Below are 14,522 nucleotides of genomic sequence, written 5' to 3' on the forward strand. Positions count from 1 at the left end.
GTCGAGCCCGCAAAGGGGGGCAAACTTCCTAACGGAGTGCCTCCGTCGCATAGCCGGCCAATAGAGATTCCCGCAATGGATCGTCGTGATCGAGGGTTTCTGACAGTTCTTTTATGACCTGATAAGAAAGACGTCGCATCTCGTCCGCTTTCGCTTCATCTCCGGCACTCTCATGCAGATTTGCCGCCGTTGCAAAAACGCGCCAAGCGGCAAGTGGCAGCTTCGCTTGTTCGACGATCGAGATCGCCCGCGAGATATGAATTTCGGCATCCTCAAAATTCTGCTCGGCCATCGCGATTCTTGCGAGTAGCCTATGCGACAGTGCGAGGTAAGTGCGTTCCGGGGGCGCCTGCGTAATTTCTTGGAGCCGCATCGCTTCTTCCCGCGCGGAGGTCAAATCGCCAACCTCAATCCAATATTGGCTAAAGTTGTAATGATAATGAGGATAGATCGTCGCATCCATTGCCGCGCGGTCGATGCCTATCTGACGCTTTATTTCGTTGAATTGCGCAAGTGCCGCCGGATAATCCCGTAGGCCGAGGCATGCCTTCGCCAAGAGATTTCGGCCGATGAACAAGCTGAATGGATTTGCTTCGACTTCCGGATCGAGAGCTTCGTCGCAGATCTGTCTCGCGCCCGCAAAGTCCAACGCCTCCGCATGCAACCATCCGAGCGTTAGGCGGCAGAGAGCGATGCCCTGGCGATTGGCATTTTTTTCCGTTATTTCCAGCGCTTCAGCCACGCATTGGCGCAGGGCGCCCCAGTCGCCGAGATGCAAAAGCGAAAATGCGACCATTGAGTTGAATACGATATAATAATATTCATCCCCGATCGCTTGCGCCAACTGCCTGCCCTCCTTTGCAGCAAGGCAGCTCTCCGCGTAATTCGAGGCCGAATAGTAAAGCACACAGGCGATCGAACAGCGCCGCAACAAGACGCGGGGGTCGCGAGCGTCGACTATCATCGTCAGCACCTGGCGACAAACTTCCGCGTCCTCGTCACTCCAGCCTTTCAACATAAGATTTAAGTTTGCACTATTCCCTCGCGCCACGGCCTTGAAGGCACCCTCGTCAATGTCTTGGCTCTTTGCCAGGGCCCGCTCTGCGAACTGCAGGCATTGCAGCCGGTCGACATAGAGATAGAAGCGACTAAGATCGATCAAGCCGTTGATTTCCGAGCAGACCTCTTTTGCCTCGGCCGCGCAGGAGATCAAGCTGTGAAGATCCTCGATGGAGCCACGAAAGTCTCCGGATGATCGCCTGATCCAGGCTCTGCGTTGCAGGAGCAGGATCCGCGCCGTCAATTGATTTTCCAACGGTAAGCGAGCGACCAGATTCAATGCGCGCGTGATGTAGGTCGCTGCTTCATTGTGGCTGAAGCGCTGCGACGAATTGTCGGCGGCCTGGGCAAAATAACGCACGGCTTTCGCAAAGTCGCGGCCATCCTCAAAATGTAGCGCAAGAACGGAGGCGATTTCGGCTGTTTGATCTCCGTAGCCTTCCTCCAACATTTCACCGATTTGCCGGTGAAGCTGGGCCCGTTGTCCCGGCGCAAGCCGCTGATAGAGAACCTCCTGGTAGAGGCTATGCAGAAAAGAATAATGCCCGGCGACAGTCCCGTTTGGCCACTCGGCGATCCCACTGGCGGTCAACATCTGACCTTTCCGTACCAACGCCTCGCAAATGACTTCCACCTCAGAAATGCTTTGGTTCATCGCGCCGACGAGCGTCGCTGCGGAGAATTCAATACCCGCCACGCTCGCGGCCTCAACAAGCCGTTGTTCGTCGGTGGTCAAGCGATCGATCTGGCCTCCTATCATTTCCCTGAGGTCGTACGAAAGGCAGCTTTGGGAGGTCGGCGAACGCAAGGCCAGCCGCCAGCGCCCTTCAACTTCAATAATTTCCTCCTGTGCGATCAAGTCACCGACGAGGGAAACCACAAACAGCGGCTGACCTTCGCTGCGCGGAAATATCCGCGTCGCTAAAGTGTGCGCGATCTCAGCGTCATCGAATCGCAGGAGCAGATATTGCTCGACCTCGGCTTGCGAAAGCCTGTCGAGCGCGATCTCCGTGGAGAGCCCGTGAACCTGTAAGTCCTGGTGCAGCTTCCATGTCGGATGATTGACGATCCTGACGTCGATCGGCCGGAAGGTCGCGACAAACAAGACGGAGGCTTTTTTATTTCGCCTCGCAAATCGCGACAAAACATCCAAAGTCGCATAGTCGGTCCAATGCAAATCGTCGACAATGATCACCAAAGGCGACTCTGCGCTCAGAACCTCCAGCAACTCGCAAAACTCGCGGAGCATCCGCTCTCGGGTGGCGCCAAATACCTCCTTCCGCAGTTCCGCCTGCTCATTGCCGCTCAGGAAACCCGGGATCTGTGCGAGCCAAGTCGGTGCATGATCCCTCAAAGCCTTCAGGAGAACAGGCGCATCGTCTCCGGTGCAGCGATCCTGCAGTGCTTCGATCAAAGGTAGAAATGCTTCATCGGTTCCGAAATGTTCGACACAACTGCCCAACAAAACGCGGACTCCGCGGGCCAACATGCGCTCAATCAACATTTGGGTGAGCGTCGTCTTTCCGATCCCGACCTCACCCGTGACGAAGACGAGTTGCCGCTCTCCTCTGACCGCGCGTTGAAACAAATCCTCCAACGCTTCGAGCGGACCCGAGCGGCCAACCCACCACCGCGGACGGGGCGGAGACGGCAGACCGGAGGGTTGGGACGGTGGCGAAGACCATTCCCTGGCAGGCCGCTCGGGCGCCTGCGGAAGGTCCACGGAAACAGGCGCAATGAAGCGGTAGCCTCGCCGTGTCACGGTTTCGATATAACGCGGCGCCTTGGGATCGTCGCCGAGCGCAAAGCGGAGCGCATTGATCGTGACGCTCAAAGACGATTCGCCAACATTAATATTGGGCCAGACGACGTCGAGCAGTTCGTCCTTGGTCACCAGTTTGCCGGCTCGCCCGACTAGGTGGCACAACACGTCGAAGGGCTTTGGCGCCAGCGCGACACGATCCTGTCCCCGCCAAAGTAGAGCATTGTCCGGATCTAATCGGAACTCACTGAAAACAATGCTGCGGGGTTTCTCGTTCACGGCGTCCCCCTGAGCGCGTCATAAGTGAAATTTATAGAAAAACTCGGCAGAATGTAAGGGTGTTTCAAAATGCTCGGCTATCCCCCTCGCCGGACCGGACCGGTTCGCCTATCCCTTGTTTGATTTGCGCTTTTTGGCTGCGGCACCCTCTCTAATCCTGTCGGCGGTGTGGTCGCGCGACGGAACCGGGGCGGCGGCTCAATCTCGAACGTGTGTCCGATGCGGGGGCACGGGAGCTATGATAGGCTTTCGTCATATGATCGGGCTCACCGGCAATGTCATTTGTGCTCGGGACCAGGCAGGCAATTGCTTTTGAACGCAATCCTTGGCAACGGCCGCTGCGAACACTGGCGGATTTGCGGTGAAGCACAGCGCCTCGCGTGTCTCACCGTGACGAAACCCAGCTTGTTGGCGATGTCTCTTGAGGATGTGCTCGCAGTTTTCCCTCCCGGCGGCGTAAAACGCCGGACCCCACACGACGGCTGGAGGTGGTTGGGGAGCGATGACAATACGCGCCGTCAGGATCGATTCGCGCGGAGCCGCGCTTTGGCGAAGGATCGCGCGGATGGATCGACCCGAGCGTCGGACCAAAAATGGGGGGAGCATGACAAAGTGGTACATCGTTGCAGGCCTTTGTGTTGTCGGCGTTTTCTTGGCCTATCTGCTGTTCATGCCGACCAAGGGAGAACCCTCTCCTTGGAAGGCCCCAGAGGCGCCATCGTTGGAGAGCGGGCCTTATGCCGGTAATGATCGGCTGAAGAGGGTTCGACCCATCGCGATCGGTATTGGAACCGGGCCTGAGGCGCTTGTGATCGATCCTTCCAGGGGCGATTTCTTGACCGGGTTTAGTGACGGCGCCGTGGTCCGTATCGGCCGCGATGGCCAAATGTTGGAAGTTTTCGGAAATACGGGTGGACGCCCTTTAGGTTTGGCGATTTGCCCCGACGGCAGTGTGTTGGTTGCCGATGCGCTCAAAGGGCTGCTTCGCATTCGCTCGAACGGCGCGGCTCCCGAAGTGCTTGCCACTGAAGCCGATGGCGTGCCGTTTAAGTTTGTCGACAACGTTGCCGTAGACACAGCAGGCCGCAATGCCTACTTCACCGATGCGTCGAGCAAATGGGGCTATGGTCACGATCGCGAAGACATCGTCGAACATGGTGGGCACGGACGACTGTTTCGATATGACCTCGCCAACGGCAAAATCGCGCTTGTCAAGGACGGGATCAATTTCGCAAATGGGGTCGTCCTCGGGCCGGACGACTCCTATCTGCTTTTAAATGAATCCGGTTCCTATCGCATATTGCGAATCTGGCTGAACCAGAGCCGCTTTGGCCAGACCGAAGTGTTTGTCGATAACCTGCCCGGGTTTCCCGACAATATCAGTTTCAACGGCACGGATCGTGTCTGGATCGCGTTACCTGTCCCCCGCGACAAGATGATCGATTCTCTTTCAGGCTCTCCTTTTTTGCGAAAAATAATTATGCGGGTGCAGGCATTGATAGACGTTCCCATAAATCGTCGCGCCATGGCCATGGCTTACGACTTGAATGGCCAGCTTGTGGCGAACCTTCAGTATAAGGGTGACGGCGCTTATGACTACATCACGCAAGTCACTGAAGTCGATGGCGATCTGTATTTCGGCTCACTCGTGCAAAAAAGTTTGGCAACACTGCCAAACTGGCAGCAGATCAAATAATCGCACGGTCCAACAATTTCCGTTGAACCTGTCGGACCGTCGACGACGCAATAAATCTGGCGGCCTCATCCGCTTGCATGATGCAGGCATCGCTATCGCCTATTACCATCTTCGTCGATCAAGTGAATTTTCAGCAGTCAGCTAATAGGCCCATCCAAAACCAAACGGCCGGTGGGTGGATGGGTCAATAGCGGCAACGGCCATGTAAAGGGGGATGACATGGCAGCCAAATCCTTAGAGCGAATTTTCGCAGCCGGTTTTCGTGCGATCAACCGGTATCGCGTGTGGTATCGGCTGCCCTTTGTACTTTCCGTCGCAAATCTCTTTGCGTTGCGTAGCGATCTGCGCTGGCAGAATCTTTTCAATACTGAGACCGCGCCGCCCGACCCGCCGCCCCCTGTCAATTTAGACGTTCGCCATTGCCGAACGGCCGATGGCAGCTTCAACGATCCAACAGACACATGGATGGGAATGGCGAAGACACGCTTCGGGCGTAACGCTCCGCTCGAACAAACTTACGCCGAGAAGCCGCCATGTCTCTACGAACCCAATCCACGACTCATCAGCCGCGTGCTTCTCGCACGCCGCCAATTTGTGCCGGCCGATACCGTCAATGTGCTCTTGGTGGCGTGGTTACAATTCATGGTCCATGACTGGATGAGTCATGGCGTCAATGACAAGGACAATCCTCCGCATTGCTTTCCCGTGCCGAAAGGTGACGATTGGCCAAAACCGGAAATGACGATCCTGCGTACCTGCCCGGATGACCGCGGAGGCCCGGCAGACAATGGACGGCCGGCAACATTTCGGAACATGGTCACCCACTGGTGGGACGGGTCACAGATTTATGGATCCGATCTCGAAATGCAGCACCAGGTACGCAGTGGAGAAACGGAACTGCTCCCGGAGGGCAAGCTGCATTTGGACAAGACTGGCCATCTCCCCCTCGATCCAAAGCCGGCGAACGGGGATAAAGAACAGGAGCTGGCGGCCATCAACGGCAATTGGTGGATAGGGTTGTCCGCCATGCATACTCTGTTTGCGCGCGAACACAATGCGATTGCTGCACGTTTACGGGAAGAATACCCAGGCCAGGATGGCGAATGGCTATTCCAGAAGGCTCGGCTGATTACCGCCGCGCTGATCGTCAAAATTCATGTGACCGAATGGACGCCCGCATTGCTCAATACACCAGTCCTGCGCTTTGCAATGCGTAGCGGTTGGTGGGGCCTGCTTGGCGAGACATTTTTCAAAGTCTTCGGCCGGCTGTTCCATTACGAGTTGCTCGATGGCATTCCCGGATCGCCGCAGGAGCAATATGATACGCCTTATGCCATCACCGAGGAATTTACCGCCGTCTATCGGATGCACTCATTGCTCCCCGACAAATTCTCGTTCCGGAAGCACATCGACGATAGCGAGCGGTTGTCCTGCACACTTAAAGATCTGTTCGCCGGAGGTACAACAAGAGCCCATCGCGACCTGCCATTCGAGGATGTGCTCTACAGCTTGGGCACAAGCTTTCCCGGCGCGCTCGAACTCCACAATTATCCAGCGGATCTTCGCAGGCTGCCAGAGAAGATCACCGAGGGTATCCTCACGGACCTTGCGGCAACCGACATTCTTCGCGACAGGGAACGTGGTGTGCCCCGCTATTGTGCTTTTCGCCGTATGCTGCGGATGAGCGTGCCCAAAACCTTCGAGGAACTCACGAACAACGAGCAATGGCAGCGCGAACTGAAGGAAGTTTATGGGGACGTCGAACGCGTCGACCTGCTTACCGGTACACTTGCGGAGTCCAAGCCTCCCGGCTTTGCAATATCCGACACAGCGTTTCGAATCTTCATCATAATGGCGAACCGACGAATTAAAAGTGATCGATTTCTGACGGTCGATTATACTCCCGAAGTCTACACGCCCGTTGGAATCGACTGGGTCGAAAAAAACGGTATGCGGGAAGTGCTGTTGCGGCACGCGCCGTCTCTTGCCCCGATTCTGTCTGCTGTTCCAAACAGCTTCTTCCCTTGGCCGAAATCGGGAAGCTGAAACATGGCGCAACTCGTCAATTCCGCCTTGGCTGAAGCGGTGCCGGCCTTTTAAGGGCGTTGACGAGTTGTCAGCACATTCTTAAAGCAACGGGAGCGATCCGGCCCCTCTCGTTAAGTGCTGATCGACCAAAACTCGATCACGCAGCCAAGAAGCTCGACATTGAGCTCCGTTGGGAAGCCTAGATCACGTCCCTCGATCACCCAGACCGTTCATAAGCGCGACAAAATGCGTCGCCGCAATTGTTTGACTTGAAACTCCCGCGACCTGTAGGTGTTCATGAGCGGTTTAGGGTTCGTGATCTAGCCAGCGGTAGCTGCACTCGGTAGTCCGGGCATGTTTCTGCTTGGTTTCGGCCTATACCAGGCATCAAATTCTATTGCCAAAGCTATTGAGGAGCAGGAATGAGCTGGTTCTTTGTGGGTACGCTTCCGCCTACCCTTTCCTACTTGATATGCCTTTTCGCGGCTTGGTTTTTCGCGTTCTTCATGTGGAAATAGCAGCAACAACCGCGGCTATATTGAAGCCGGCTTGGTCGTTTCCGATCACACGCGATTATTCCTCGAAAACGCCTTCCATCGCGTAGTGGCTGATTGTCTTACGATTGCTGATCAGATCGTCGACCGTTGGCTCCCCCTTTAAAGCGCGCGCAATAGCGAGTTTCGTTGCCTCGTAGTTGGTGCGGTAGAGGTCGCGCTTGTCGAGGTTCGCATCCGTCGCGCAGCGCGGATCGAGCCAGACCATGATGATCATGCAAAGCTCTTCTGCGTGCTCTTTCGAGAGAATGCCTTCAACGAGGCAATCGACGATCGCGTCTCCCGTCGCCGCCTGCACAATTCCGCCCAGCAATTCGACATAGTCACTGGAGCGCACCGTCATCTTGGTGGTCATCATGGTCGCCGGGCGCACCAATTGATTGAGGTCGCGGATGACGAACATGCGCGGATGACCCGCGGCCTGCCCCGCCATGCCGGCAAAAGCGTGCCCCACGGGACCCTTGACATGGCCGATCATCACCTCGGGCATGGCATCGGTGAATTGCCCCTCCGCAGCCAGAACCGTCGCCTCGCCGGTGCGCAGCCAAATCTCGCTCATGTTTCCTCCTCAGATCGCAGCGTGCGGTCGAATAGCATTGCAAGAGCACGGGAGGAAGAGGTTTGATCGGATGCGTCCGCAGGCTTTTCCAGCCTGCGGGCCGGGGGCTTAACCGGCTCGCTTCTGGGCGGTGTTTTTGGCCGAGCGAGCATGGTCGCAAATACAGTCTTCGAGATCCTCGAAATCGCGATGCAATTGTTCCAGCGCGAAACCGAGAGCAAAAAATCGTTCCACCGCGTCGCCAGACAGATCCCGCGTGAGGCCATCGCGGCGTAATGCCGCGATCTCGGCTTCATAGCCGTCGAAGGCTGCATGGACACCATCGAGCGGAGGCGGCTTCTGCCTTGCGAGGAGCGCTGCGCCGCTTCCGCGCAAATATCCCGCCGCTGCGTCGCATACTCTTGAAAGGGGTTGCCCAAGTCGCGCCTGAAAAATGTCCGAATACGGCACCGCCGCTGCCCGACCAATCATGACAAAATCGTGACGTAGCCTCAGCAGCGCCCGCAAAAGCGGGGTCGTGTCGGGTTCCGAGGTAAAATAGCTCAGCCGTTCGCGCGCAGCCTCGGCCGCGACCGCCGCCAAGCGGATGTAGGCTTGGCCGATGCTTTGCTGTTTCTGCGAGATAAGCGCCGCATCGGCTTTTTCCGTGAATCCGGCGAGCAGCTCGGGCAGAACCTCAGCCATAAGATCAAGCATCCGAGCGGCCGATTCGATGGCCAGACGATGAGCCCGTGCCGGAAATACCAAAAAAGAGACCGAAAGGCCGATGACGCTGCCGATCCCAACCTCGATGACCCGATAAACCGCCGAATCCACGGGACCAGCATGGGTCACCGAGGATCCGACCACCACGATCACAGCGGTAAATGGAGCGACCCGGAAATTGGGGTTCACGGCTGCAAGTAAAGCAAGCGGAGCCACCGCCGCTGCCAGACCGATCAAAAGCGAAACTTCATCCGAAGGTCGAACAAGTACCGCAATGACGCCGGCGTAAATCGCTCCGCCCAGCGTACCCGTCAAATACTCGATGGTCGCCTTCACGGATCCGCCGACGCTCATCTGCGTCACGACCACAGCCGTCATCACCGCCCACAACCCCCCGAACGGGATGTTCAGAGATTTTCCAAGAGCGAAGCTTAACAGCGCGGCGATCGTTACCCTCAGGCACAGCCGCAGTTGGGGCCCGAGGTTCAAAATATAGGAATGGAGCGATGTCCAAGCCGTTGCGATGCGACTCATTCCTTCTTCCCGATGCAGCAAGCCGATCCTGATTCGGCCATAGGGGCCAACCTTACACGGCATGAGCGCAAGTCCGTAAACGCGGAAGCCTCGCGCGACCCTGGATTTGCTCGTTCGACGGCCAACTCCAAGCAAAGTGACGCAACACGGTAACTGAGTGACAAGCCGCGCTTTTTTGCCCCTGGCCGGTTTGATTTGCATCAACGCCCCGCAGCGAGCCTTCCCGCAAGGTGACGGAAAGGCGTTCACGCGATCCATGACGCTCGCCTCATGGATCCGTTCCACGTGCGCGAACAGGGCTCCATCCATGGCACAAACCATATCTCCCGCCAAAAGAATGACCTTTGGCGAAGTTGGGCTCATGATCAGCTTGACTGCTCTGGCTTTGTTTGCAGGAGCGATTGCCCCGAAAGCCTATACCCTTCCTTACGCGTTCCACTTGGTATTGATCTGCCTGGCGAGCGCTCTGGCCGTTTTCGCAATTTTCAAGCGCTATTCCGTCCGCGACGCCGCGCCGCCGGCGCAAACAATCAGCGGGCGACCGAATTATAACTTCGGCCCGGTGAAACTCTGCACCATCGCCGCCATTTTTTGGGGGATCGCGGGCTTCACGGTCGGGCTCTATCTTTCTCTGGAGCTTGCCTTCCCGGCGTTCAATCTCGACCTGCCATGGATCAACTTCGGAAGATTGCGGCCGCTCCATACTTCAGCAGTGATCTTCGCCTTTGGCGGCAACATACTGCTGGCGACCTCTTTCTATGTCGTGCAGCGGACATGCCGCGCCCGCCTCGCGGGTGATCTCGCGCCCTGGTTTGTGGCGGTCGGCTATAATGTTTTCATCCTCATCGCTGGCACGGGCTACCTCCTGGGTATCACCCACTCAAAGGAATATGCCGAGCCCGAATGGTATGCCGATATTCTTCTTGTCGTCATCTGGGTCACCTATTTCCTTGTCTTTCTCGCGACGATCATGAAGCGCGCGGAGCCGCACATCTATGTGGCGAACTGGTTCTATCTCGCCTTTATCGTCACAATCGCGGTGCTTGTGCTGGCCAATAATGCCGCCATTCCGGTGTCTATCTATTCATCGAAATCCTATATCGTCTGGTCGGGCGTGCAGGATGCTATGATCCAATGGTGGTACGGCCATAACGCCGTCGGCTTCTTTCTTACAGCCGGCTTCCTGGCCATCATGTATTACTTCGTGCCCAAGCGCGCCGATCGGCCGATCTATTCCTATCGGCTATCCATCGTGCATTTCTGGTCGCTGATTTTTCTCTACATCTGGGCCGGCCCGCATCATCTGCATTACACCGCGCTGCCGGATTGGGCGCAGACGCTCGGCATGACCTTTTCGATCATTCTTTGGATGCCCTCCTGGGGCGGCATGATCAACGGTTTGATGACCCTCTCGGGCGCTTGGGACAAGCTCAGAACCGACCCCGTCCTGCGCATGCTGGTGGTCTCCGTCGCCTTCTATGGCATGTCCACCTTCGAGGGGCCGCTCATGTCGATCAAGTCGGTCAACTCACTCAGCCATTATACCGATTGGGGGATTGGCCACGTGCATTCAGGCAGCCTCGGCTGGGTCGGCTTTGTCTCGTTCGGAGCGCTTTATTGCATGGTTCCCTGGTTGTGGAACCGCAAGGGGCTGTATTCGCTGAAGCTGGTCAATTGGCATTTCTGGATTTCGACGATTGGAATCGTGTTTTACGTCTCGTCCATGTGGGTCGCCGGCATCATGCAAGGCCTGATGTGGCGCGCTTATACCGCGCTCGGCTTTCTCGAATATTCCTTCGTTGAAACCACCGAAGCGTTGCACCCAATGTATGAGATCCGGGCGTTCGGCGGATTTCTCTTCCTCGTCGGGGCGTTGCTGATGGCGTTCAATCTCTTCAAGACAATCGCCTCGCCCGACGCCTGCGCGGTTCCGGAAGAAAGCGCTGCCGCCAAAATTCGCTTTGCCGCGGCAGAGTAGGAGAAAAGACGTGACCAGCTCCAGCCAAAGCCGCTCGTTTTGGGTCCGCTTCCAAGTCATCGAGAAGAACTCGATCCTGCTTGTGCTCGGAATCCTTTTGGTGATCTCGATCGGCGGGCTCGTCGAGGTGATCCCGCTGTTCTACCTCAAGAGCACAATCGAGAAGGTCGATGGCGTACGGCCCTATACGCCGCTCGAACTCGCCGGCTTCAACATCTATGTGAGGGAAGGCTGCTACACCTGTCACTCGCAAATGATCCGTCCCCTCCGCGACGAGGTCGAGCGCTATGGTCATTACTCGCTGGCTGCCGAAAGCATGTATGACCATCCCTTCCAATGGGGCTCAAAGCGCAACGGGCCGGACCTCGCGCGAGTCGGTGGAAAATATTCGGACGATTGGCAACGCGAGCATTTGCGGGATCCCCGTTCGGTTGTGCCCGGCTCGATCATGCCAGGCTACGCTTTCCTTGAGGGAACCAATTTGGACGGTGCCCATATCAGTGACGATCTAAAGGCACTCGCCGTGACCGGCGTGCCTTACTCGCCTGAGATGATCAAGAACGGGCAAGCCGATCTCAAAGCGCAGGGCACGGCCGAGGGTCCCGGCACGGCGGAATTTCAGAAACGCTATCCAAAGGCGATCATACGCGATCTTGGCGCCGACAAAGGCAGGCTGACCGAGGCCGATGCGCTCATCGCCTATCTGCAGCGTCTCGGGACGCAGATAGATTTCAAGATTTACGACGATAAGGCCAATATCAGATGAGGCGGAGTCATGTCGACATATGAGAGTTGGCGCCAGTTCGCGGCCGCCTGGGGCGTCGCCTATTTCGGGGTGATCTTCTTTATCGCATTGGTTTACGCCCTGCTGCCGTCCAACCGCCACGCATTCGATGAAGCCGCTCGTATTCCGTTGAGAGAGGATTAAGCCATGCCCGAGCAAAAACATGGCGAAATCGACGCTCATAGTGGAACGCCAACCACGGGCCACGAGTGGGACGGCATCAAAGAGCTCAACACGCCTTTGCCGCGCTGGTGGCTCAACACATTTTATGCCTGCATCGTCTGGGCTATCGGCTATTGGCTGGTCTATCCCGCCTGGCCGCTCCTCAACGGCTACACGCATGGTCTTGCCAATTGGAGTTCCCGCGTCGCGATTGGCGAGGATCTGAATGAACTGAAAGCCCTGCGCGGCGACATGAACGAAAGCATCGCCACCGCCTCGCTGGCCAAGATCGAAAATTCGCCTGAGCTTTTGGCTTTCGCCCGCGCCCAAGGCAGCGCGGCCTTCGCACTTCATTGTTCGACCTGCCATGGGGCCGGCGGGCAAGGATCCAAAGGCTACCCCAATCTCAACGCCGACCGCTGGATTTGGGGCGGAACTCTTGAGGCCATACAGACAACGATCACGCATGGGGTCAGATGGGACGCCGATCCCGAAACCCATGCGTCCGCGATGCCTGCTTTCGGACGCGACTCCTTATTGTCTAAGTCCGAAATCGCGAATGTCGCCGACTACGTCCGCACATGGTCCGGCAATGCGCCTCCGCAAAGCGCGGATCTCGCTGAGGGGCAGCGTCTCTTCGGCCAAAACTGCGCGACCTGTCATGGCGAAGATGGCAAGGGGAATGTCGAGCTAGGCGCACCAAATCTGACGACCCAGGTCTGGCTCTACGGACCTTCCAAAGCCGCCATCATCGATCGTATCCAAAACGGTGGCGGCGGGGTTATGCCGGCCTGGTCAGGCCGGCTCGACCCAACAACCATCAAGGCCCTCACAATCTATGTCCACACCCTCGGCGGTGGAAAGTGAGCCCCCTGGGCATGAAAGCGAAAGTATGCTGACGTGACGACGGTTCAACTCCAAACGCAGGACGATAGCCCCGATCTGCCGCTTTACGTATCGGCGCCGAAGGTCTATCCGCAACGCGTGCACGGTGTTTACCGCCGGATCAAATGGGCTCTCCTGATTGTCACGCTGGGCATTTATTATCTCCTGCCTTTCGTGCGTTGGAACCGTGGTCCGAATGAGCCATCGCAGGCCGTCCTGGTGGATCTTGCGCACCGGAAATTCTATTTCTTCTTCATCGAAATCTGGCCGCAGGAAGTCTACTACCTCACTGGGCTGCTGATCTTGGCAGCGATGACCCTGTTCCTGATGAACGCCTTGGCGGGGCGCGTCTGGTGTGGCTATCTCTGCCCTCAAACGATCTGGACCGATCTTTTCCTGGCAACGGAACGCCTCATCGAGGGAGACCGGCGCGAGCGGATGCTGAAGGACGCGGGTCCCTGGACGCTTGCACGGGTTCGAGAAAAAACCCTCAAGCATTTTACTTGGCTCATGATTGCGTGGTGGACCGGCGGCGCCTGGGTCAATTATTTCGCCGATGCTCCAACGCTGGTGCATGATCTGGCAACTTTCCAGGCGCCGGTTGTTTCTTATGTTTGGATCGGCATCCTCACCTTCACGACCTATGTCCTGGCCGGCTTCATGCGGGAGCAAGTGTGCCTTTACATGTGTCCTTGGCCCCGCATTCAGGCGGCCCTCACCGACGAATATGCGCTAAATGTCATGTATCGTCTTGATCGGGGCGAACCGCGGACCTCGTTCAAAAAATCCTTGGCCCTGCGGGCAAAAGGCGAACATCCCGGCGATTGCATTGACTGCAGCCAATGCGTGGCGGTCTGTCCGACGGGCGTCGACATTCGCCAGGGAGCAAACCTAGGCTGTATCCAATGCGGACTTTGCATCGACGCTTGCGACAGTATCATGGAAAAAATCGGCCGCCCGCCGCGCCTCATCGCCTATGACACGGACGTCAATGTCGCGCGTCGCGTCGCAGGAAAAGCGAATATCTTTAAGCCGATCCGCAGCCGGACCGTTTTATATGGGACCATTATTGCATTGGTGGGAGCGGTCATGCTGTTGGCCCTGGCAAACCGCACGAACCTGTCGGTCAGCGCCATGCACGATCGCAATCCGATGTTCGTCAAAACCGCCGATGGCTCCATCCGCAATGCACTGACCCTTCACATCGTCAACCGCAAGCCAATGGCACGTCGGTTTGCAATCGAGGCGGCCGGTTTCGACCCCGCGCATGTCGAAGCGGTGGGTGCCACGAAGGGCGCCGATGGCTGGCCAGTTGTTGAGGTTGGGCCAGATCAGATCCGCGAACTGCGCATGCTTGTGACCGTGCCGGGCGCTACGCATCCGCCGCCGAAGCAAGACCTCGCATTCACGGTGGTTGACGTGGCCAGCGGCGAAAAAGCAATGACGACGGATAATTTTATAGCACCATGACAAAGGAGTGAGACGCATGTCGAGGAACGATGTCATGCAAACCGCCGGCTTCACGCTCCGCGGTTGG

10 protein-coding genes are annotated in these 14,522 nt (G+C 57.1%); 7 read left to right on the plus strand and 3 right to left on the minus strand.

The genetic code is table 11. The features are described from left to right. Window positions 1-28 precede the first annotated feature (28 nt). Complete coding sequence (locus tag CU048_05550; GenBank protein ID QBR70826.1) at window positions 29-3,100, minus strand: transcriptional regulator; 3,072 nt, start codon at window positions 3,098-3,100, stop codon at window positions 29-31. Between the two features lie 604 nt (window positions 3,101-3,704). Here CU048_05550 and CU048_05555 point away from each other — a divergent pair. Together CU048_05555 and CU048_05560 are read left to right on the plus strand one after the other, a co-directional pair. Beyond that, window positions 3,705-4,796 carry a gluconolactonase gene (locus CU048_05555; protein QBR72692.1) on the plus strand — a complete coding sequence of 364 codons (1,092 nt, stop codon included), beginning with the start codon at window positions 3,705-3,707 and terminating at the stop codon, window positions 4,794-4,796. Window positions 4,797-5,015: 219 nt separating this feature from the next. After that, on the plus strand, window positions 5,016-6,842 hold the full coding sequence (locus CU048_05560) for a peroxidase (protein ID QBR70827.1): 1,827 nt from the start codon (window positions 5,016-5,018) through the stop codon (window positions 6,840-6,842). Window positions 6,843-7,397: 555 nt separating this feature from the next. Here CU048_05560 and CU048_05565 read toward each other — a convergent pair. Together CU048_05565 and CU048_05570 are read right to left on the minus strand one after the other, a co-directional pair. After that, on the minus strand, window positions 7,398-7,937 hold the full coding sequence (locus CU048_05565) for an aldehyde-activating protein (protein ID QBR70828.1): 540 nt from the start codon (window positions 7,935-7,937) through the stop codon (window positions 7,398-7,400). A gap of 108 nt (window positions 7,938-8,045) precedes the next feature. Continuing rightward, window positions 8,046-9,176, minus strand: a complete 1,131-nt coding sequence (locus tag CU048_05570) for a hypothetical protein (GenBank protein QBR72693.1) — start codon at window positions 9,174-9,176, stop codon at window positions 8,046-8,048. 307 nt (window positions 9,177-9,483) lie between these two features. Between CU048_05570 and ccoN the strand changes: the two genes are divergently transcribed. Genes ccoN through ccoG form a run of 5 tightly spaced genes read left to right on the plus strand, consistent with a single transcriptional unit; the run spans window position 9,484 to window position 14,455 of the window. Further along, window positions 9,484-11,154, plus strand: a complete 1,671-nt coding sequence (gene ccoN / locus CU048_05575; GenBank protein ID QBR70829.1) for a cytochrome-c oxidase, cbb3-type subunit I — start codon at window positions 9,484-9,486, stop codon at window positions 11,152-11,154. A gap of 10 nt (window positions 11,155-11,164) precedes the next feature. Then, the gene (gene ccoO, locus CU048_05580) at window positions 11,165-11,920 is read left to right on the plus strand and encodes a cytochrome-c oxidase, cbb3-type subunit II (protein QBR70830.1); all 756 of its coding nucleotides are present in this window, start codon (window positions 11,165-11,167) and stop codon (window positions 11,918-11,920) included. Between the two features lie 9 nt (window positions 11,921-11,929). Beyond that, entirely contained in the window at window positions 11,930-12,082 is a 153-nt protein-coding gene (locus tag CU048_05585; protein QBR70831.1) for a CcoQ/FixQ family Cbb3-type cytochrome c oxidase assembly chaperone, read from the plus strand. A gap of 3 nt (window positions 12,083-12,085) precedes the next feature. Further along, window positions 12,086-12,967, plus strand: a complete 882-nt coding sequence (gene ccoP, locus CU048_05590; protein ID QBR70832.1) for a cytochrome-c oxidase, cbb3-type subunit III — start codon at window positions 12,086-12,088, stop codon at window positions 12,965-12,967. Between the two features lie 33 nt (window positions 12,968-13,000). Beyond that, window positions 13,001-14,455 carry a cytochrome c oxidase accessory protein CcoG gene (gene ccoG / locus CU048_05595; GenBank protein QBR70833.1) on the plus strand — a complete coding sequence of 485 codons (1,455 nt, stop codon included), beginning with the start codon at window positions 13,001-13,003 and terminating at the stop codon, window positions 14,453-14,455. Window positions 14,456-14,522 lie beyond the last annotated feature (67 nt).

The organism is Beijerinckiaceae bacterium (assembly GCA_004564215.1).
Taxonomy (GTDB): Bacteria; Pseudomonadota; Alphaproteobacteria; order Rhizobiales; family Beijerinckiaceae; genus Methylocapsa.

What these genes read in the sequence shown, in the direction of transcription:
- CU048_05555 (QBR72692.1), top strand. Translation starts at nt 3,705, where the DNA reads ATGACAAAGTGGTACATCGTTGCAGGCCTTTGTGTTGTCGGCGTTTTC.
- CU048_05560 (QBR70827.1), top strand. Translation starts at nt 5,016, where the DNA reads ATGGCAGCCAAATCCTTAGAGCGAATTTTCGCAGCCGGTTTTCGTGCG.
- CU048_05565 (QBR70828.1), bottom strand. Translation starts at nt 7,937, where the DNA reads ATGAGCGAGATTTGGCTGCGCACCGGCGAGGCGACGGTTCTGGCTGCG.
- CU048_05570 (QBR72693.1), bottom strand. Translation starts at nt 9,176, where the DNA reads ATGAGTCGCATCGCAACGGCTTGGACATCGCTCCATTCCTATATTTTG.
- ccoN (QBR70829.1), top strand. Translation starts at nt 9,484, where the DNA reads ATGGCACAAACCATATCTCCCGCCAAAAGAATGACCTTTGGCGAAGTT.
- CU048_05585 (QBR70831.1), top strand. Translation starts at nt 11,930, where the DNA reads ATGTCGACATATGAGAGTTGGCGCCAGTTCGCGGCCGCCTGGGGCGTC.
- ccoP (QBR70832.1), top strand. Translation starts at nt 12,086, where the DNA reads ATGCCCGAGCAAAAACATGGCGAAATCGACGCTCATAGTGGAACGCCA.